Raw genomic sequence first — 19125 nt, 5'->3', positions numbered from 1 at the left:
ATAAATTACTAATAGAACTTCCGAATAACTCCTCGTGATTGAATCATAATAAAGATTACAAACAGCAATTACACACCGATGGATGAAACCAACAAGGGTTATAACCGGTGCAAATCCGGTTCATCCAACCATTCATTCAAAACTTAAATTATGGGTTAGGCCAAGGAGGCAATAGTTTATCTATATGGTTCAATTCCATTCTAACCCCAAATTTATTAAGAGGAGTGTTATCAACTATGGCAAGTAACAACAACTCTAACCAACTTTTAGTACCAGGAGTTCAAGAAGCACTTAACCAAATGAAGTATGAAATTGCTCAGGAATTTGGTGTAAACCTTGGAGCTGACACTACTTCTCGTGCTAACGGTTCTGTAGGTGGAGAAATTACTAAGCGTCTAGTTTCTATGGCTGAATCTCAACTTGGCGGTTTCGGACGCTAATCTTTAAGTAAACTTAGTTCATACCAAATTCATAATATGGCTTAAGCCCCCTCCACTCTTGGCGGGGGCTTTCCTTGTCTTACACCATTTTTTCCGGCTTGATCCATTCATCAAATTGCTGCTCTGTAACAAAGCCGGTTTTCAGTGCTGCCTCCTTTAAAGTAGTGTTTTCTTTAAAAGCAAGCTTGGCAATTTGCGCGGCCTTTTCATAGCCAATGTATGGATTCAGGGCGGTTACTAGCATTAGCGAGCGCTCTACATGCTGCTTGATTACCGCCTCGTTTGCTTCAATTCCGACTGCACAATGTTGATTAAAGGAAAGAATTCCATCTGCCAAAAGCCGAACAGACTGAATGAAGTTATAAATAATGACTGGTTTAAACACATTTAATTCAAAGTTGCCTTGAGATGCTGCGAAGCTGATGGTAGCATCATTTCCAAAAACTTGTGATACTACCATGGTCATTGCCTCACTTTGTGTTGGATTCACTTTTCCCGGCATAATAGAGCTTCCTGGTTCATTTGCCGGAATAGAGATTTCTCCAATTCCACTCCGAGGTCCGCTTGCTAGCCAGCGCACATCATTGGCAATTTTCATTAAATCTGCTGCTAAAGCCTTTAAAGCCCCATGCACAAAAACAAGCTCATCATGACTGGTTAAAGCATGAAATTTATTTTCTGAGGATTGAAATTGATATCCGGTTAAAGCTGAAAGCTGCTCAGCTACTTTCTCGCCAAATTCCGGACCCGCATTGATTCCAGTTCCAACTGCTGTCCCTCCAATGGCTAAATCCAATAATGACTTACATGCTTCAGAAATTAGTTTTTCATTTTTCTCTAGCATAAATCTCCAGCCGCTAATTTCCTGCCCCAATGTCAGTGGGGTTGCATCCTGCAAATGAGTTCTTCCAATTTTTACAATATGAGAAAATTCCTTTTCTTTTTCTAGCAGTGTATTCTTCAACGTTTGGATCGCTGGAATAAGGTCTTTTACAATTTGGACGTAGGCTGCAATATGCATAGCCGTTGGAAACGTGTCATTAGAGCTTTGCGACATGTTGACATCATCATTAGGATGGATCCGTTCGTTGTTCCCCTGTTCGGCCAGCCAAGAATTAGCCCTGTTGGCAATTACCTCATTCACATTCATATTGGATTGCGTACCACTGCCAGTTTGCCATACGGCTAACGGGAAATGGTCATCGTAACTTCCAGCTAATATATCATCACTTATTTTTTTTATAGCCTCCATTTTGGATTGGCTAAGCTTTCCGGATTGTGCATTCACCATGGCTGCCGCCTTTTTTATCTGTACTAAGCCATAAATAAGTTCCATCGGCATTTTTTCACTGCCAATTTTAAAATTCTGCTTGCTCCGCTGTGTTTGTGCCCCCCAGAATTTATCTACTGGAACCTGAATTTCACCAATTGTATCCTTTTCTACTCGATATTTTTCCAATTTTCCCACCCCCTATTTTCACTTACGTACATATCTATTCCCATATACATACATTTTATTAAACTTTTTACAGCCTTTTAAGCAAAAAAAAGAGCAGACATTTTGTCTGCTAGATAGGGTTTAATGTTTAATAATAGTATAGCCAATAAAATAAGTAAGGATTAGCAAACTGCCAATCGCTAAAACAACTGAATAATCCGACATGAACATCCCACCTCATTTTCGATTTTTCCAGTTAAACATTTTTAAATTATCACATCGCAAGCATATTTCCAGTGATAAAAATTACACTATCACTACAACTAAATGAACATTTCGCGACAAAAAAGTGACAGGCACCCTATACGAGTACCTGTCACTTATTGAGGTTATGCTCCTTTTTGAAGCTGATACATCTGGTAGTACATTCCTTCTTTGGACATTAGTTCGTCGTGGCTTCCTCTTTCTACGATGACACCACGGTCCAGTACAAGAATTTGGTCTGCATTTCGGATTGTGGATAACCGGTGGGCAATAATGAAGGTTGTACGTCCCTTTTTGAGAACGTCCATTGCTTCTTGGATGACTGCTTCGGTTTCCGTATCAATACTGGATGTTGCTTCATCAAGAATCAGGATGGCCGGGTTAAAAGCCAAGGCCCTGGCAAATGAGATTAGCTGGCGTTGGCCGCTAGATAAGGTACTGCCCTTTTCAATGACTGGCTCATAATACCCCTTCTCCAAATGACTAAATACTTTATCTGCCCCTACATCCTTTAAGGCCTTTTCAACTTTTTCTCTTGTAATCAAGGGATCATTTAAGCTGACATTTGAAGCTATGGTTCCCGTAAATAAATAGGGATCCTGCAATACAATCCCCATGTGTTGACGCACCGTTTGTCGCGGGATGCTTTCAATGTCTTTACCATCGATGACAATTTTACCTTTTTGACTATCATAAAAACGAAATAGCAAATTCATAATTGAACTTTTCCCGGAACCGGTATGGCCTACGAGAGCAATCGTTTCACCCTTTTTAGCCTCAAAATTGATATTTTTTAAAACATACTCCCTATCCTTATAACCAAAAGATACGTGTTCAAATCTAACATTCCCTTTGATGCGCGGGATCCGTTCCTCACTAACATTCTCCCCCGGTTCATCCATTAACTTGAATACCCGTTCACCTGCAATCAGTGCCTGCTCCAGATTAGCCAATTGATTTACGATACCTTGAACAGGTTCGAATAGACGGTTAATGTAATCAACAAAGGCATACAGCATGCCAAGTGAAATCACATTTGCCGGCAAAAGCGATTGAGCTCCGAAATACCAGATAAACGCAACAAAGATCAGATTTCTTAAGATCCCTACCAGGTTGTGAGAGGTTAAAGCATTCAAGCTCAATAATTTATTTTGATACGTAAATTGCTCTCGATTCAATTTTTCAAAATCTGATGTTGTTTCCTTTTCTCTACCGAATGCTTGAATAATACTCATGCCTTGAATCGATTCGTTAATCATTGCATTAATATCACTATTGCGTGATCGAATAATCCGATTATATTTTGAAGCGAATTTGCGGTAGATGATCATCCACAAATAAAGGATGGGCAATAATAATAAACAAATCGCGGCCAGTTTTGCGTTCAGGATAAACAAAGCAACATAGATACCAGTAATATTGATGGCACTAGTAAAAAAGGTAGCCAAAACCGTCACATAAAGCTCCCGAATCGCCTCAGTATCATTCGTAATCCGTGCAACTACCTTCCCAGCAGGAAGATTATCAAAATATTGAATCGGTAACCTTTGAATATGGTTAAAGACATCTTCACGCATTTTTTGAATGATCCGGTTGGCTGTTTTTTGCAAGATGAACCGCTGCCCAAATTGAAAAATGGCAGAGACGATCAGCAGTCCAAAATAAAGCGCTAATAATTGAAGGATCCCGGAAATTTCAGGCTGATAGAACTTTAGTATTTGTGATCCACTAATAACCTCCGCAGGATAACTAACGCTGTTATCTCCCTTCTTAATGATCACCTTATCACCTGTAAACCTTCTTTTCCCATCAAAGTCCAGCTTCTGGTGAATGGAAACAAACGTTGCCCCAACTTGAAGAATTTGAATGTGTTCCCCTTTGTCATCATTCTTCCGAACATATTTCTCTCGTTTATAATATTTTCCATTAAATTCAACCGTTTTATCACCTTTACTGGTCTCATACCAAACGGATTCAATGCCTAAAATATGCTGATCAATCACATTTTTAGCAACAAACGGTCCCACCAAGTCAGTGACAACAGAGATTGTCAGCATGACCAGAGCAACAATGATCATTTTTTTAAAATCTAAGGCATAATGAAATAATCGTTTTCCGGTGGTCATACTGATACCTCCTCTTCCCATTTGTTTTCAATTTGCTGGCGATTAAATTGCTCTTTATACCATCCATTTTGTTCGAGTAGCTGTTCATGCGTCCCTTCTTCAATAATTTTACCTTCCTCCAGGACAATGATATGATCAGCATGCTGCACGGCAGACATCCTGTGAGTAGTTATGATCGTCGTCTTACCTTGACGTACTTCCCGAATATTATCGATTATCTGTTTTTCTGTTTTAGCATCCACAGCCGATAACGAGTCATCCAAAATGAGAATTTCCGGATTCTTGATCAAGGCCCGTGCAATGGAAATCCGTTGCTTTTGCCCTCCGGAAAGTGCAACACCCTTTTCTCCTACAAGTGTTGCCAAGCCTTCAGGCAGCATTTCCAAATCTTTTTGAAAAGCTGCGAGTTCAATGGCTTGCTGTAATTCTTCCTCGCTTGCATCTTCATGACCGAACAAAATATTCTCCCTGACACTTCTAGAAAAAAGTACATGATCCTGTGGAACATAGCCAATCCAACCACGGACCTGTTCTAAAGTTTGCACCTCTAACGGAACATCCGCTATCGATACTTCGCCCTTTCCAGGTGGATATTGTCTTAATAACTGTTTAATGATAGTCGTTTTTCCGCTGCCAGTTTTTCCGACAATTCCTAACGTTTGACCTTGTTTCAGGTTGATCGTCACATTCTGCAGGTTATTAGATTGGGCAGAAGGGTAACGGAAGGTAACCTGTTTGAAATCAATTCGTTCTGCAGTAGATACTGCAACCGGATGTTCAGGATTCCCTACATCTTGGTCATAACTAAGCGTTTCGTTAACACGATCTAACGAAGCATTCCCCCGCTGCATCACATTGATCAACTCACCGACAGCAAACATGGGCCATATCAACATCCCCAAATAGACATTGAATGCTACAAGGTCCCCAAGTGTTAGCTCTTGGTGAAACACTAAGTAGGCACCGTAGCCTAGCCCAATTAAATAACTAATTCCCACAAGAATCTTAATCGTTGGGTCAAACAAGGAATCAATTTTTGCAACCTCTACATTCTTCCTGTACACATCTTCCGTCAACTGATGAAATCTTTGACTGTCAGCCATTTCTTGAACATAGGCTCTAATTACTCTTACACCGGCAATTGACTCCAGCACGCGATCATTCAATTCTCCAAATGCATCCTGGGCTTCCATAAATCTGGTATGAATTCTTTTCCCATAATATTTCATTAATATCGCCATTAATGGCAGTGGGATAATCGCTGCGATTGTCAGCTTCCAACTGATAAAAATCCCCATTGTCAGCAACAATGTCAACATCCATAGACTAGAATCTGCAAGTGTTAAGATTCCAAATCCCGCTGTTATGGAGATGGCTTTTAGATCATTCGTTGCACGAGCCATCAAATCACCTGTACGATTTTTCTCATAAAAAGTGGGAGTCATTTTTAATAAATGCTGCATAAATTGAGACCGCAGCTTTCGTTCAACCAGAAAAGCTCCACCAAATAATTGATACTGCCATACATAGGTAATTCCATAAGAAGAAACCATGATTAAAAACAAATAGCCTATATAACGGAAAAGCTTCACTTGTGACATCTCACCGACATGGATATCATCTATGGCCATCCCAATTAATTTTGGCGGCAATACATCCAAAACCCCAACAATGACCAATAAAGTTATCGCCATAGCATAACGCTGCCAATTTTCTTTAAAAAACCAACTTAATTTTCGTAATACGGAAAACATCGATGTCCTTCCTCCTTATTGTCATACTAACCGCCCTCAAGATCTCCTTTGCTTTGTGCCAGTCTAATTTGTTTAATGAATTGCATAATCGTTCCTCCTCTTGTGTTTTCAAATAAAAAATGGAGTATACCACAACACACTGCGGTATACCCCACTAATTAAAAAAGGGACAAAAAAACACAAGTTACGCAGCTCAAAAAGAACGCAACCTGTGTTAGTCATAAAATCCTCTATTCAATCATCATTTAAAACGAACAATTCTCAGGACAGGTTACGGTTCCATATTCAATTGTAGTCATGACTCTATTTACATTTCTCATTTTCGTAACCCTCCTTTTCCATTTTTTTCTTACTCTGTAAGGTTAACATCAGCTAAATTGAAAGTCAATTCCTATTTTTTAGAAATCATTCAAAATTGTTCTTGGCTCAAAGTCCATACGCACTCCTTAATGTCCTTTACCATGTCCATTGTTTTTCCACTTCTTTTGCCATTTTTCTTTTTGCTTATTCCACTTTTCTTCCCACTTTTGGACCTCATTGTTAAAGTTCTCTTGGAAATGATCAAAGATTTGTTCTTTTTTTCTCTGTTGAATTAAGGTTTCAATATGAGAGACATGAAACTTTTCAACAGGTTCATTTTTTAATGCTGCCTCCATTGCCTCACGGAATACAACGGGTGCACCTACATTGCTTGAAGGAATTAGATAGTGCTCTGAATCCGTTTTATCATAACCTACCCAGATCGCCCCTACCAATTGAGGAGTATAGCCGACAAACCATTGATCCTTTAATCCATTGATACCTTGAATCGGCACCTGGGTCGATCCGGTTTTTCCCGCTGTTTCTCGGCCGGGTATTTGGGCTGCTTTCCCGGTACCCTGCTCAACTACACCAAGAAGCATCGTAGTTATATGATTAGCTACTGCTTTGGTTGTGACCCGAATCTTTTTTCCTTTCCATTCTGCGACCACCTTTCCATCCCCGTCCACTATTTTCTTAATCACGTGCGCCTTGATTCTAGTGCCTTGATTAGGAAAAACAGAAAAGGCTTCTGCAATATTTACCGGTGCAACTCCTTTATGCAATCCACCAAGAGCAACTGCTAGATGATGATCCTCTTTTTCCAACTGAATGCCAAACCGATTCACTGCCTCCAAGCCCTTTTCAATCCCAACTTCATTTAACAGCCAAACAGCTGAGACATTTTTCGATTCCTTCACTGCCTCATACATCGGGACTTCACCCGCGTATTGGTGATCGTAGTTGCTAGGCTGATAGGTACCGAATTTCATCGGCTCATCTTTCAGCATATCAGTTATTTTCCAGCCTTCTTCAAGTGCCGGTGTATACACGACCAAAGGTTTAAAGGAAGAACCTGGCTGCGCCTTCAGTTGTGAGGCCCGATTATAACCTCTAAAGGCATGTGTGCCCCTTCCCCCTACCAATGCTCTGATTCCTCCCGTTGCAGGATCCAATAGAACCCCTCCACTTTGAACCAAATCATCTGTTCCTTTAGGAAAAAGGCTTTCATTTTGATAGGTGTTCTCCATGGCAGACTGCATACCAGGATCTAATTCCGTATAGATTTTGTAGCCTCCTGTTAATATATCATCTTGGGATAGCCCATATTGATGAATGGCTTCATCTAATACTTGATCAACATAATATGGATATTTGCCACGGAAAGGGTCTCCACCTTTATCATTTAGCACCACCCTTTCATTTTTAGCATATTCATACTGGGTTTTGGTAATGTAGCCCTGCTGTTTCATTTGATCAAGAACAACATTTCTTCTTTGTATAGCCTTAGCCAGATGATTATAAGGATTAAGTGCGGAAGGCGCCTTAATCAGTCCAGCGAGCATAGCCGATTCACTAATGGATAAGTCTTTGACATCTTTGGCAAAATACTTGCTCGCGGCCTGCTTAATCCCATAAGCCCCATTACCAAAATAGATTTGGTTTACATACATTTGCAAGATTTCCTGCTTGGAATACTTACGTTCAACAGCCAGCGCCAAAAATACTTCTTGCATTTTTCGCTTCATTGTTTTTTGCGAGGTTAACAAGGTATTTTTAATTAATTGCTGTGTGATAGTGCTTCCTCCCTCAGCCATTTCCCCTGCAACGACATCACGGAAAAGAGCTCGGGAAGTCCCGATCAAATCAACACCATTATGCCGATAAAACCGTCTGTCCTCAATCGCAACCAGCGCATTTTTCATCTGGGTAGGTACTCTACTAATCGGAACCCCTTCATTTTTGTTGGCTGAAACTTTACTGGCAATTTCTCCATTTTTATCATAAAAAATGGTGGGCTGCGGCAGCTCATTTTTTAAAGCGGATATATCAGCACTTTTTGAAAAGAAATAAACGAGTCCAAAAAAAGAAAGTACCAATATCAAGGCAATTAACACTATAATCTGCAGTAAATGCCATTTTTTTATTTTCTTAATAAAAACTTTAATAGAATTCAATTTCATAAGCCCTCCAAGGAAGAAAAAACATTTTTTATGTTGTTCATAGGCAGGTATAGAGTTCGAAGTTCTGCTTTTTTTTATGACGGTTTTTACTAGTATACAAAAAACTGACCCAAAAGAATCGTTTAACGATCATCTCTTGGGTCAGTATTTTCCTCTATTCTTTTATTCTTCTTTATCAAACCACAGCAGTTCTTTGTCATCAACATCGCCATTATAGTTAATGAGAATTTCATCTCCTGCTTTTATATCCCTATAGGCATAAAAGTCAAATGTATGATTCTTAAAATTAATCTCATATGTCGCATTAGGTTCATATGAATGGTTAAACAGCATACCGTACCCTAAGAGGATCGCAGTATGATTAATCCCGTACTCAAATGCGTAATCGGCAAGTAAAGTTTGCTCAATGTGTTGATGCTGATCGTTTGGATAAGCAATGACAGGTGCTTCATGGATAAGCTGACCTTTTTTGATATCACAGGTAGCAAATACCCCTCTATTGAATTCCCCATCACTTAGTGGAGATGTTTTGATTTCAATCATATTTTTCGCCTACTCACTTTTTTGTATTATTCTTTCTAACTATAACAGTAACCTACACTGTTTTTCTATATACATATACAAATTGTTTGAAGTCAGGGTCCATTTTTTACTCTTTCGGTTAAATTTATTTAAACCTCATCTGATATTCAGCTTTGAATGTTTTACCCGCTTCAATTAGATTCATGCCAAACTTTTCTTTTAGGTTTCCAGTCGTATTATAGGTATCAGCAATGCCGTACCATGGCTCAATACAAACAAATGGAGCCATAGTACCTTTTTTGTCGTTATATTTAGACCAAATTCCAACAAAGGGGAAGTTTTCAAATATGACCTCTACACCGTGACTGGACTTATTTGAGACTAGTGAAATTTGATCAATATGGCTGTAAATGATAGCATCATGTTCAAATAGAGAATCCTTTAGCCTTATTGTTGCAAGATTATGGGCTATTCCTTTCTCATAAATAAGAGAATCCTTTAGCTCATATTCCATTACATTCTTATTGGCAGCAGGTGTTACGTTTAACTGATAGTCCTCAATTGCCTCACTTTCTAAAAGAGGAAGCCTAAATGCCGGATGTGCGCCAATAGAAAAATACATTTTTTCCTTGTTTTGATTTACAATCTCCCATTGAACAATAAGGCTGTCCTTTTTTAGAATATAATAAATGATGGCTTTAAATTCATAAGGATAAACAGAAAGGAAGCGTCCTGCAGATTCAAACCCTAAAGAAACACTTGTCTCTGTGTGATTCTCCACGTGAAATAAAACATCCCGCAAGAAACCATGCTGTGACATTTCGAAAGTCTTACCATCAAGTTGATAACGATCCTCTTTTAATCGTCCGACGATTGGAAACAAGACTGGTGAGACGCGGCCCCAGTAATCGTTATCCCCAGTCCACATGTAATCTAATCCGTTTTGCTTATGCTGCACTTTGCGTACTTCAGCACCACTTAGTTCTATTTCTGCCTTCAGCCAATCATTTTCAATGGCAACCATACTATTAAATCCCTCGACTCTCTGCTTTTAAAAAACTTTGATTTTATTGAAAAACACCCTCGTTTTAGAAAGAGAATATTATTTATTTTAATTTAAGAACTACCAAGTTTACAATATTAAATAGAATGCATCTTTTTCACAGTAAAAATTAGTATTACTTATTTATTAATTTTCTGATTTATGATATTATTCTAAAAAAAGAAGAGGTTTTTAAAATGAATTCAACATTATCAACAACAACAACTAAAACAAGGGCCATAGTGATCAATGCACTTTTCATCGCATTAACCCTTGTAACCACCATGTTCATCAACATCAGGCTCCCCTTAATGGGTAACGGAGGTCTAATCCATTTAGGTAATGTTCCTCTATTTATAGCAGCTTTGGTGTACGGCAAAAGAACAGGAGCCATCGCCGGTGCCTTTGGAATGGGCTTATTTGATATTATTTCCGGTTGGGCGTTATGGTCACCGTTTACTTTTGTTATCGTAGGTACAATGGGCTTCGTAGTCGGACTTATTGCTGAAAAAACACCTGGAAATAGGATTCTTGCATATAGTTTAGCCGTTGCAACAGCAGTAATCATCAAAGTAGTTGGTTACTATTTTGCTGAAGTCATCCTTTACGGAAACTGGATCCAGCCATTCGGCTCCGTCCCAGGAAACATTATGCAAGTTGTAATTGCAGGAATTATTGTTGTACCTCTTGTGGGTCGCTTAAAGAAAAGAGCATAATAGATATATTTTATACTATTTGTTATGAACAGTAAAAAAAGATGGGATAACCCCATCTTTTTTTCTATTCTTCACTTATAGTTATTTCCTTAAATCGCAGTTTTGATTGTTTTTCATCCATAGAGCTAAAAATACGATAGTTTTTATCATCTAGAATTCGAAAATGCTTGCTAAGGATGTTTTGCTGTAAAATATATCCGTTTTTCTTGGATACCACCCGCCACCAGACACGGCCGCCTAGGGTTTTTGATCTGCGTACATCAATTTCATCACGGGCTACAGTTTCCAACACTTCCAAAGGCTCGCTTCCAAATAGAAATTGGACCGTTTCGGTTTCCCGAAATAGTGCACAAATTGAGACAACAGTAGACCAGTTGGCAAGTACCCTGCCCTTTTCAATTTGAACAAGTGTTTTTTTCGAAACCCCGATAATATCAGCCATTTTATCCTGAGTATATCCTGCTTCCGTCCTGATTAAACGAAGTTTTTCTGAAACACTTTTGATTATTTCATCTCTGGTCATCTTTGAGCCCTTCCTTCAATAGCCTATAGTGTAATATTACACAAGTTTAGCCAATTTTTAAAGTAATAACCTATAACAGTGTAAAAATTTTCTAATTGGCTATTTTGGATTACATCATGCATGCAAGTGTTTTAAATGACAAGACTCTTCTATCGGAATTCTCTCCTCTTATTTTGCTCCTACCCGACCTTGAGCCCTTCTTGATCTCATCAGACATCATTAGTTAATTGAAAAAACTGCAATCCAGAACGGACTGCAGTTTCTCCAATATTATTTATTTTGCGGAGGCAAGCCGCATTGACTTGAGCATGAATTATTTAGATCACACGCGGCACATTTTCCTTTTTTGGATTTATTGATAAACTTCACAAAAGCCCATGCTGCGTAACCAAATATGGCTGCGCCAATAATGATACTGGCGATCATATTTTCCATCTCCTTTAATTATACAAATCCGAACATCTTTCCACCTTGATAGATGATTAGTGATAAAACATAGGCAATCAACAGTGCATAAACGATAGAAAAAGCTGTCCATTTCTTCGACCCAGTTTCTTTATAAATGGTTGCTGTTGTGGCTAAACATGGAATATACAATAAGATAAATACCATAAAGCTATAAGCTGCCAGCGGTGTGAAATAATTGGACATTAGCCCTTGCAGTGTGCTGTCTTTAGGTACAAAATAAATGATATTCATGGTGGATATAATGGATTCTTTAGCTAGGAATCCCGTAATCAGGGATGCGGCAGCCTGCCATGTTCCAAATCCAATTGGTGCCAACAAAGGAGCAAACACTCCACCTATTGCTGCCAAGAAACTGTGATCCATATCGACTTTTAACCCATCAGGGCCAGCGTACGATAGCAGCCAAATAAAGACCGAACCGGCAAAGATAAAGGTTCCCGCTTTTCTAACAAAGCCCTTTCCCTTATCCCATGTACTTCTCCAAAGCGATTGAAACTGCGGGAGACGATATGGCGGTAATTCAATAACAAAAAGTGATGTTTCTGATTTTAACAAAGTGGAAGAAAAGATTTTGGCCAAGATTAAAGCAACCACAATTCCTAAGACATAAAGGCTTAAAACAATGGCAGCCTTATGTCCAGCAAAAAAGGCCCCCACAAATAATGCGTAAACAGGTAAACGGGCTGAACAGGACATTAATGGTGTTAGCAAAATCGTTACTAGACGCTCTCTTGGAGTCTCAATTGTTCTGGCCGCCATGATTCCAGGAACATTACAGCCAAAACCAATCATCATCGGGATAAATGCTTTACCATTCAATCCGACCGATTCCATAATCCTGTCCATAACTAAAGCCACACGTGCCATGTAACCTGAATCCTCTAATAAGGAAATGAAGAAGAACAAAATAAAAATTTGCGGTACGAATACTAGTACACCACCAACTCCGGCAACTAAACCTTCAATAACCAGCGCGTGAATAAACTCTGAAGCATGAACTGCACTAAGTACTGATTCAAATACATTTGTAACCGGACCCGTTAAAAAAGCATCCAATGCATCGGATAATGGTGTACCTAACCAATCGAAGGTCAACATGAACATAAAATACATCAGCAACAAGAAAATCGGCATGCCCAAATATTTGTTGGTGACGATCACATCTATTTTTTCAGATAGCGGAATGACAGCATCCTTTTTCATAGCAACATCTACAGCTATTTTCTCAATTGCCTCTTTGCGTTTGGAATAAATAAAGTTTGAAAGGGTTTTAGAATCATATTGTTTCTGCAACTCTTCATTCAAATTTAAAAGAATGGCATTCAACTTTTCAGAGTTAGCAATCCCATATAAATAATGTTTAACATATTCATTACCTTCAAAATATTGAATGGCTAGGAATCGATGCGAGTGCTCTGTTTTCCCTGTGATTTCCCTTGAAACCTCAGCAATGGCTGCCTCGACCTCTTTTCCGTAATAAACAAGGTTCTTTTTAGTAGGCTGGATGGATTTAGTAGAAATTACGTCAACGAGTTTGTCACAGCCCTTGCCGTTTCTGGCAACAACCGGTACAACCGGTACTCCAAGAAGAGTTGCTAACTTTTGAACATCAATATGAATACCGCGCTTATTCGCCACATCCACCATATTCAAGCCAATGAGAACAGGCTTCTCAAATTCAAGCAATTGCAATGTTAAATGCAAATTACGTTCGAGCTGAGAAGCATCCAATATGTTCAATAATCGATCTACCGAATCGTTTAAAAAGAAAGAGGTTACGACCCCTTCATCTTTAGATAACGGGTTAAGTGTATAGACACCTGGCAAATCAATTAAATGGCCAATATTATTTTTAAAGACGCCAACTTTCTTTTCAACTGTCACACCGCTCCAGTTCCCAACATACTCATAGGAGCCTGTTAGATTGTTAAACAACGATGTTTTTCCGGTATTCGGGTTACCTATAAGAGCGATTTCCATTATACTTTCACCACTTCTATATGAACGGCTTCTTTGCGACGAATTCCCACACATTGACCGCACGATTCGATCATGATTGGCCCACCAAAAGGCATCACACATTTTACACATACTTCAGAGCCTTCTGTAATGCCCAAATCAAGCAAACGTCTTTGTACAAGGTGACTTACATGAGAAATATCGATGATTTTCCCTTTTTCCCCTGCTTTTAATGAATGAAACATGTATTATCACCCAATCTCTAGTTAATTGAGAATGATTCTCTTTCTGTATTGTAATTTTAACATTTTTTTCGCTAATGGGGATAATAATTTTATGACAAAGTTTCGAAAAAAAAAGAAAAGCGGCACGGCTTTTCCTTTTTTATCCTATTAATGCTGATATACAAATAATTTTTTCGGCATTGCGGCGACAACTAAAACAACGATAATGGCACTTACAATAAAACTTGGCAGCATATACGTTCCATTATATAGCAAGGAGTAAATCATAACCGGCTGACCTTTTGGAGCGTATTCACCAAAGAAAACGGCGCCAGAGATTACATGGCAGATATAGCGAAGCAAGCTCCCGATAAAGGCACCGAATACAGAATAATACATCCAGACTTTATTTCCTTCTTCAAGGGATTTATTAATTTGTCTAATAAAGATCCCTGCAAAACCTACAACGGTAAAAGCAAGGAAATAATCAAGAAATCCTTGTACGATAAAATAAATTTGTGCAAACCCCATTACAACCTGTAATAATCCTAAAATAAATCCAGTAAGCAGCCCACCTTTTAATCCCCAGCGGTATGCCATGAGGAATATCGGTACCATTGCAATGGATATGGATCCTCCCTGCGGCCAAATTTTCAACGAAAGCAGATTAGCTGCAAAATCCAAAAGGTATGCCAATGCAGAAAATATCGCTACCTCGGTAATAAAACGTGTCTTACTTCTAGTATTGTTCACTCCAGCTTCCCCCTTATATATTTTGAAAATAAAAAAAGCAATGCAAGACGTTAGGAATGTCTGCATTGCTTTACATTTTCGGCAAAACCACATCCCTACGCTAGCGTTAACTAACAGGTTCAAAGGGTTAGAACTCGTACGTTCACTCTCAGCCGCCCAATTGCAGCTCCCCTTGTGGACACATTATTCATTTGATTTCCTACTCGAATATACAACGTTTTATACACTTTTACAAGAAAAAAATCCTAACGGCCCACCCTTAGCATGCATATGATGTAAAAAATCTTACAGGAGAATGACTATGTTTACATTAAAGGTAGATCAAGAAATAGAACTGCAATTGTTTCAACGTCAGCATGCAATAAGACTCTTTCAGCTGGTGGAAGAGAATCGTGAACACTTGCGAAAGTGGCTACCGTGGGTGGATGGTATGACCTCTCCATTTCACTTCGAGTCCATTATTCCCGTTTGGCTCAATCAATTTGCTGACAACAGTGCTGTAAACTTGGGTATTCTATATAAGGGAGAGTTGGTTGGTTCTATTGGTCTTCACCAAATTGATTGGTACAATTTTCACGCCAGCATTGGCTATTACCTTGCCAAAAAAGCTGAAGGCTACGGAATCATGTCCCGTTGTGTACGTGCTCTGATGAACTATGCGTTTTTTGATTTAGGCCTAAATCGGTTGGAAATCCGCTGTGGAGTGCAAAATCATAAAAGTCGAGCTATTCCGGAGCGGTTACGATATGTTAAAGAAGGCGTTATTAGAGATGGCGAGCACCTAAACGGTTATTTTCATGATACAATCGTATACAGTATGCTTGCTCGTGAGTGGAATCGCCCCCAGACTTAAGCACAATAGAAGCTGCCAAGTTGGCAGTTTTTTCTTTTCCAAATCGTTTTTATTTGCTCCGTACCTATTTTTTTGAAATAATAAAAAGGGACTTTTAAAAAAGGTTCAAGTAGAAATTGAAACAAAAGGAAATAATGAGACAAACAGTAATTTCGTAAGCGAGGTGCGTACCTTACCATTGTAAGGTGACCAATGATTTGGATGAATGTATTTGTTATTATACTCTTAATCGCCTTTACGGCATTTTTCGTGGCATCTGAGTTTGCCATTGTCAGGGTTCGGACAACCCGGATCGATCAGTTAATTTTAGAAGGAAATAAAAAGGCAGAATCGGCTAAAAAAGTCATTTCAAATATTGATGGGTATTTATCTGCTACACAGGTTGGGATTACCGTCACTTCCCTAATCTTAGGTTGGCGCGGGGAATCCACTGTGCGCGAGATGCTAGAACCCATCTTTCACTGGATTCAGCTGCCTTTATCCGTTAAGCATGTATTGTCCTTCATTCTTTCTTTTGCCATCATCACCTTTTTTAATGTGGTCATTGGTGAACTTGCACCAAAAACATTTGCCATTCAAAAATCAGAAGAAGTTATTATGATTTTTGCAAAACCACTAATTTGGTTTTATAAACTGATGTATCCGTTTATTTGGGTTCTCAATCGATCTGCCCGCTTTGTGACTGGAATGTTTGGCATCAAACCTGCTTCGGAGCATGACATCGCCCTCTCCGAAGAAGAGCTACGGATGATCCTCTCGCAAAGTTATGAAAGCGGAGAAATTAATCAATCTGAATTTAGCTATATGAACAATATTTTTGAATTTGATGACAGAATTGCTAAGGAAATTATGGTGCCAAGAACTGAGGTTGTTACCCTGTATAAGGATGCAACATTAGAAGAGATTATCGAGACGGTTAAAGAGGAAAGATATACACGGTATCCTGTCATTGAAGGCGATAAGGATAATATTCTAGGAATTATCAATATTAAGGAAGTATTAACCGATTGCATTCAACAAAAATGCAGTGGTGAAAGACCACTGATGAATTATTTAAACCCTGTTATTCATGTGATTGAAACAATTCCAATTCAAGAGCTTTTGGTGAAGCTTCAGAAAAATCGCTCTCATATGGCGATTCTTTCTGATGAGTATGGCGGTACAGCCGGGATCGTCACGATTGAAGACATTCTTGAAGAAATTGTTGGCGAAATCCGGGATGAGTTTGATATGGATGAGCTTCCTCTTATTCAAAAAACAAATGAAAACCACTACATATTAGATGGGAAGGTATTGATCAGCGAGGTCAATGATCTGTTAGGAACTTCCCTTGAAGAAGAAGATGTTGATACTATTGGAGGATGGTTTCTTACCCAAAAGTTTGATGTTCAAAAGGGTTCGCAAATCGAAAGAGAAGGCTACATATTTGAAATTCGAGAAATCGACGGGCATCACATATCGTATATCGAAGTAAAGAAAAGTGAAATGTCTTCTGATTAAGAAGGCATTTTTTTAATTTCACCATTCATATTGCCCATTTTTCCCCATAAACTATAAATAGGATGACCTATATAAACCAGAACGTTTGACTGTACAGTTCTTATTTATTATAATAAAGGTTAATTTATAAAATATTGAGGTGGTAAAATGGGGCTGTCTATCGAATTGGCGAACTAGCAGAACGGGCAATGGTTTCAAAAAGAACCATTGACTACTATACGTCTCTCGGACTTTTAAAGGCAGAACGTTCCAAATCCAATTACCGCATCTATTCCGACGAATCGATCCAGGACTTAAAGTTTATTGAGGAATGCAAAAGCCTGCATTATCCGTTAGACGAGATTAAGAGAAAGCTAGAAATACGTAAAACAAAAAGTTTCCAAGCTTCAGAGGTTGATAAGCATGTTTGTTCTCTCAACCAGCAAATGAAGCAGCTTCAAAGTGATTTATTTGATTTAATACCTATTTTAGAGGATTTAGATGAGCAGCAGAAAGAAAACTTAACCAGCAATTTAAGCCTGCTTAGAAATCTCTTGAAAAGTTCTCTTATGAAGGTTACAACTTAATTTTTTAAAATACCGGGAGGTGACACCTTACTCGTCTTAAAACGAGCTAAGGAACTTATTTGGACATATTTAACTTGGTTTTGATAGCCATTTTAATAGCATTAACTGCGTTTTTTGTAACTTCAGAATTTGCGATTGTCAAGATTAGAGGTTCAAGAATCGATCAGTTAATGGAAGAAGGTAATCCGAAGGCCGTTACAGCAAAAAAAGTGATTTCAAATTTAGATGAATACCTGTCAGCCTGTCAGCTTGGAATAACCATTACTGCTCTAGGCTTAGGTTGGATTGGCGAATCAACCATTGAGCATTTACTTGGTCCTATATTCCTTGCTTTACACATTCCTGAAAGTGCTACTCGGGTTTTATCCATTGCGATTGCTTTTGCCACGATCACCTTTTTACACGTGGTTGTAGGGGAGTTAGCTCCGAAAACATTAGCAATTCAAAAGGCTGAATGGATCACCTTAAACGTGTCCCGTCCACTGATTATTTTTTATAAGGTGATGTACCCTTTTATCTGGGTTCTTAACGGATCGGCACGTTTGGTATCACGTCTTTTCGGTTTAAAGCCAGTCTCTGAAAATGAAATTGCTCATACTGAAGAGGAACTTCGTATTATCCTATCAGAAAGCTATAAAAGTGGTGAAATTAACCAATCAGAGTTTAAGTATGTAAATAAAATCTTTGATTTTGATGACAGAATTGCCAAGGAGATCATGGTTCCACGAACCGAGATTGTCTCATTATCTAAAGACGATACAATTGAATCGTTCTTAAAGGTTATTCGTGAAGAAAAATTCACCCGTTATCCTATCATTGATGGTGATAAAGACCATATTATCGGTTTGGTAAATATTAAAGAAATTATGACAGACATGATTGGTAATGAAAAGTTAACAGCTAAGACTTTGGAAAATTATATTCGCCCAATCATTAGAGTAATTGAGACGATTCCAATTCATGATTTACTGGTTAAAATGCAAAAAGAACAAATGCATATGGCCGTGTTAATGGATGAATATGGCGGTACTTCAGGACTTGTGACTGTTGAAGATATTCTAGAAGAAATCGTTGGTGAAATTCGCGACGAATTCGATATGGATGAGATATCAGAAATTAGAAAAATAAAGGAAAATCATTTCATTATTGATTCCAAAGTTTTAGTTAGTGAAGTAAATGACTTACTTGGGGTTGAAATTGATGATGAGGATGTGGACACAATCGGCGGCTGGATTCTGACTGAAAATTACGAGGCCAAAGAAGGCGATATCGTCGTCCATGATTCCTACTCCTTCAAGATTCTTGAAATGGAAGAACACCATATTAAATATATCGAGGTTATGAAATTAGAACATGATGGGAGCGATACCGTTCAACACATGGCGGTTTCAAATCCCGGCGTTCTGTCAAGACAAACCTAATTTTTAGGTTTGTTTTTTTTTTGCCCCTTTATCAGGACAAATGACTATTCCTTTTTTTGGTAAGTTCATATTC

General features: G+C 38.6%; 17 protein-coding genes and 1 riboswitch. Of the genes, 6 read left to right on the top strand and 11 right to left on the bottom strand.

The window, feature by feature from the left end; all coding sequences use genetic code 11:
* Positions 1 to 236 precede the first annotated feature (236 nt).
* Positions 237 to 440, top strand: a complete 204-nt coding sequence (locus tag ACI3K6_RS04735) for a small, acid-soluble spore protein, alpha/beta type (RefSeq protein ID WP_435553943.1) — start codon at positions 237 to 239, stop codon at positions 438 to 440.
* Between the two features lie 79 nt (positions 441 to 519).
* Here ACI3K6_RS04735 and fumC read toward each other — a convergent pair whose 3' ends face one another.
* From fumC to ACI3K6_RS04705, 6 genes are all read right to left on the bottom strand, one after another.
* On the bottom strand, positions 520 to 1899 hold the full coding sequence (fumC, locus tag ACI3K6_RS04730; protein WP_435553942.1) for a class II fumarate hydratase: 1380 nt from the start codon (positions 1897 to 1899) through the stop codon (positions 520 to 522).
* Between the two features lie 368 nt (positions 1900 to 2267).
* The gene (locus tag ACI3K6_RS04725; protein WP_435553941.1) at positions 2268 to 4268 is read right to left on the bottom strand and encodes an ABC transporter ATP-binding protein; all 2001 of its coding nucleotides are present in this window, start codon (positions 4266 to 4268) and stop codon (positions 2268 to 2270) included.
* A complete protein-coding gene (locus tag ACI3K6_RS04720) occupies positions 4265 to 6022 on the bottom strand; it encodes an ABC transporter ATP-binding protein (protein ID WP_435553940.1) in 1758 nt (585 codons plus the stop codon). The genes ACI3K6_RS04725 and ACI3K6_RS04720 overlap by 4 nt, the downstream gene beginning before the upstream one ends.
* Before the next feature lie 446 nt (positions 6023 to 6468).
* The gene (locus ACI3K6_RS04715; protein WP_435553939.1) at positions 6469 to 8505 is read right to left on the bottom strand and encodes a transglycosylase domain-containing protein; all 2037 of its coding nucleotides are present in this window, start codon (positions 8503 to 8505) and stop codon (positions 6469 to 6471) included.
* 162 nt (positions 8506 to 8667) lie between these two features.
* Positions 8668 to 9048, bottom strand: coding sequence for an SET domain-containing protein (locus ACI3K6_RS04710; protein ID WP_335480979.1), 381 nt, complete (start codon positions 9046 to 9048; stop codon positions 8668 to 8670).
* A 124-nt stretch (positions 9049 to 9172) separates the two neighbouring features.
* On the bottom strand, positions 9173 to 10051 hold the full coding sequence (locus ACI3K6_RS04705) for an aldose 1-epimerase family protein (RefSeq protein ID WP_435553938.1): 879 nt from the start codon (positions 10049 to 10051) through the stop codon (positions 9173 to 9175).
* A gap of 215 nt (positions 10052 to 10266) precedes the next feature.
* Here ACI3K6_RS04705 and ACI3K6_RS04700 point away from each other — a divergent pair, with 215 nt between their 5' ends.
* Positions 10267 to 10785: an ECF transporter S component gene (locus tag ACI3K6_RS04700; protein ID WP_435553937.1), complete on the top strand. Its 519-nt coding sequence runs from the start codon at positions 10267 to 10269 to the stop codon at positions 10783 to 10785.
* A 64-nt stretch (positions 10786 to 10849) separates the two neighbouring features.
* Here ACI3K6_RS04700 and ACI3K6_RS04695 read toward each other — a convergent pair whose 3' ends face one another.
* From ACI3K6_RS04695 to thiT, 5 genes are all read right to left on the bottom strand, one after another.
* Entirely contained in the window at positions 10850 to 11308 is a 459-nt protein-coding gene (locus ACI3K6_RS04695) for a helix-turn-helix transcriptional regulator (protein ID WP_335481011.1), read from the bottom strand.
* 270 nt (positions 11309 to 11578) lie between these two features.
* Positions 11579 to 11734 (bottom strand): FeoB-associated Cys-rich membrane protein, encoded by a 156-nt coding sequence (locus ACI3K6_RS04690; protein WP_435553936.1) that lies wholly within the window; start codon positions 11732 to 11734, stop codon positions 11579 to 11581.
* 18 nt (positions 11735 to 11752) lie between these two features.
* The gene (feoB, locus tag ACI3K6_RS04685) at positions 11753 to 13756 is read right to left on the bottom strand and encodes a ferrous iron transport protein B (protein WP_435553935.1); all 2004 of its coding nucleotides are present in this window, start codon (positions 13754 to 13756) and stop codon (positions 11753 to 11755) included.
* Positions 13756 to 13980 carry a FeoA family protein gene (locus ACI3K6_RS04680; RefSeq protein WP_335480971.1) on the bottom strand — a complete coding sequence of 75 codons (225 nt, stop codon included), beginning with the start codon at positions 13978 to 13980 and terminating at the stop codon, positions 13756 to 13758. Before ACI3K6_RS04680 ends, feoB begins: the two co-directional genes overlap by 1 nt.
* 147 nt (positions 13981 to 14127) lie before the next feature.
* Positions 14128 to 14712, bottom strand: a complete 585-nt coding sequence (gene thiT / locus ACI3K6_RS04675) for an energy-coupled thiamine transporter ThiT (RefSeq protein WP_435553934.1) — start codon at positions 14710 to 14712, stop codon at positions 14128 to 14130.
* A gap of 75 nt (positions 14713 to 14787) precedes the next feature.
* Positions 14788 to 14895: riboswitch (TPP riboswitch) on the bottom strand.
* 118 nt (positions 14896 to 15013) lie between these two features.
* On the opposite strand from thiT, the gene ACI3K6_RS04670 reads away from it, so the two are divergent.
* The 4 genes from ACI3K6_RS04670 (at position 15014) to ACI3K6_RS04655 (ending at position 19052) form a co-directional block, all read left to right on the top strand.
* Positions 15014 to 15565: a GNAT family N-acetyltransferase gene (locus tag ACI3K6_RS04670; protein ID WP_335480967.1), complete on the top strand. Its 552-nt coding sequence runs from the start codon at positions 15014 to 15016 to the stop codon at positions 15563 to 15565.
* A 192-nt stretch (positions 15566 to 15757) separates the two neighbouring features.
* The gene (locus ACI3K6_RS04665; RefSeq protein ID WP_435553933.1) at positions 15758 to 17065 is read left to right on the top strand and encodes a hemolysin family protein; all 1308 of its coding nucleotides are present in this window, start codon (positions 15758 to 15760) and stop codon (positions 17063 to 17065) included.
* A 164-nt stretch (positions 17066 to 17229) separates the two neighbouring features.
* Positions 17230 to 17631 carry a MerR family transcriptional regulator gene (locus ACI3K6_RS04660; protein ID WP_335481009.1) on the top strand — a complete coding sequence of 134 codons (402 nt, stop codon included), beginning with the start codon at positions 17230 to 17232 and terminating at the stop codon, positions 17629 to 17631.
* A gap of 59 nt (positions 17632 to 17690) precedes the next feature.
* A complete protein-coding gene (locus ACI3K6_RS04655) occupies positions 17691 to 19052 on the top strand; it encodes a hemolysin family protein (RefSeq protein ID WP_435553932.1) in 1362 nt (453 codons plus the stop codon).
* Positions 19053 to 19125: the final 73 nt, after the last annotated feature.

Source organism: Neobacillus solisequens (genome assembly GCF_051233465.1).
Lineage (GTDB): Bacteria > Bacillota > Bacilli > Bacillales > Cytobacillaceae > Neobacillus.
This window is presented reverse-complemented; position numbering and strand designations above follow the sequence as displayed.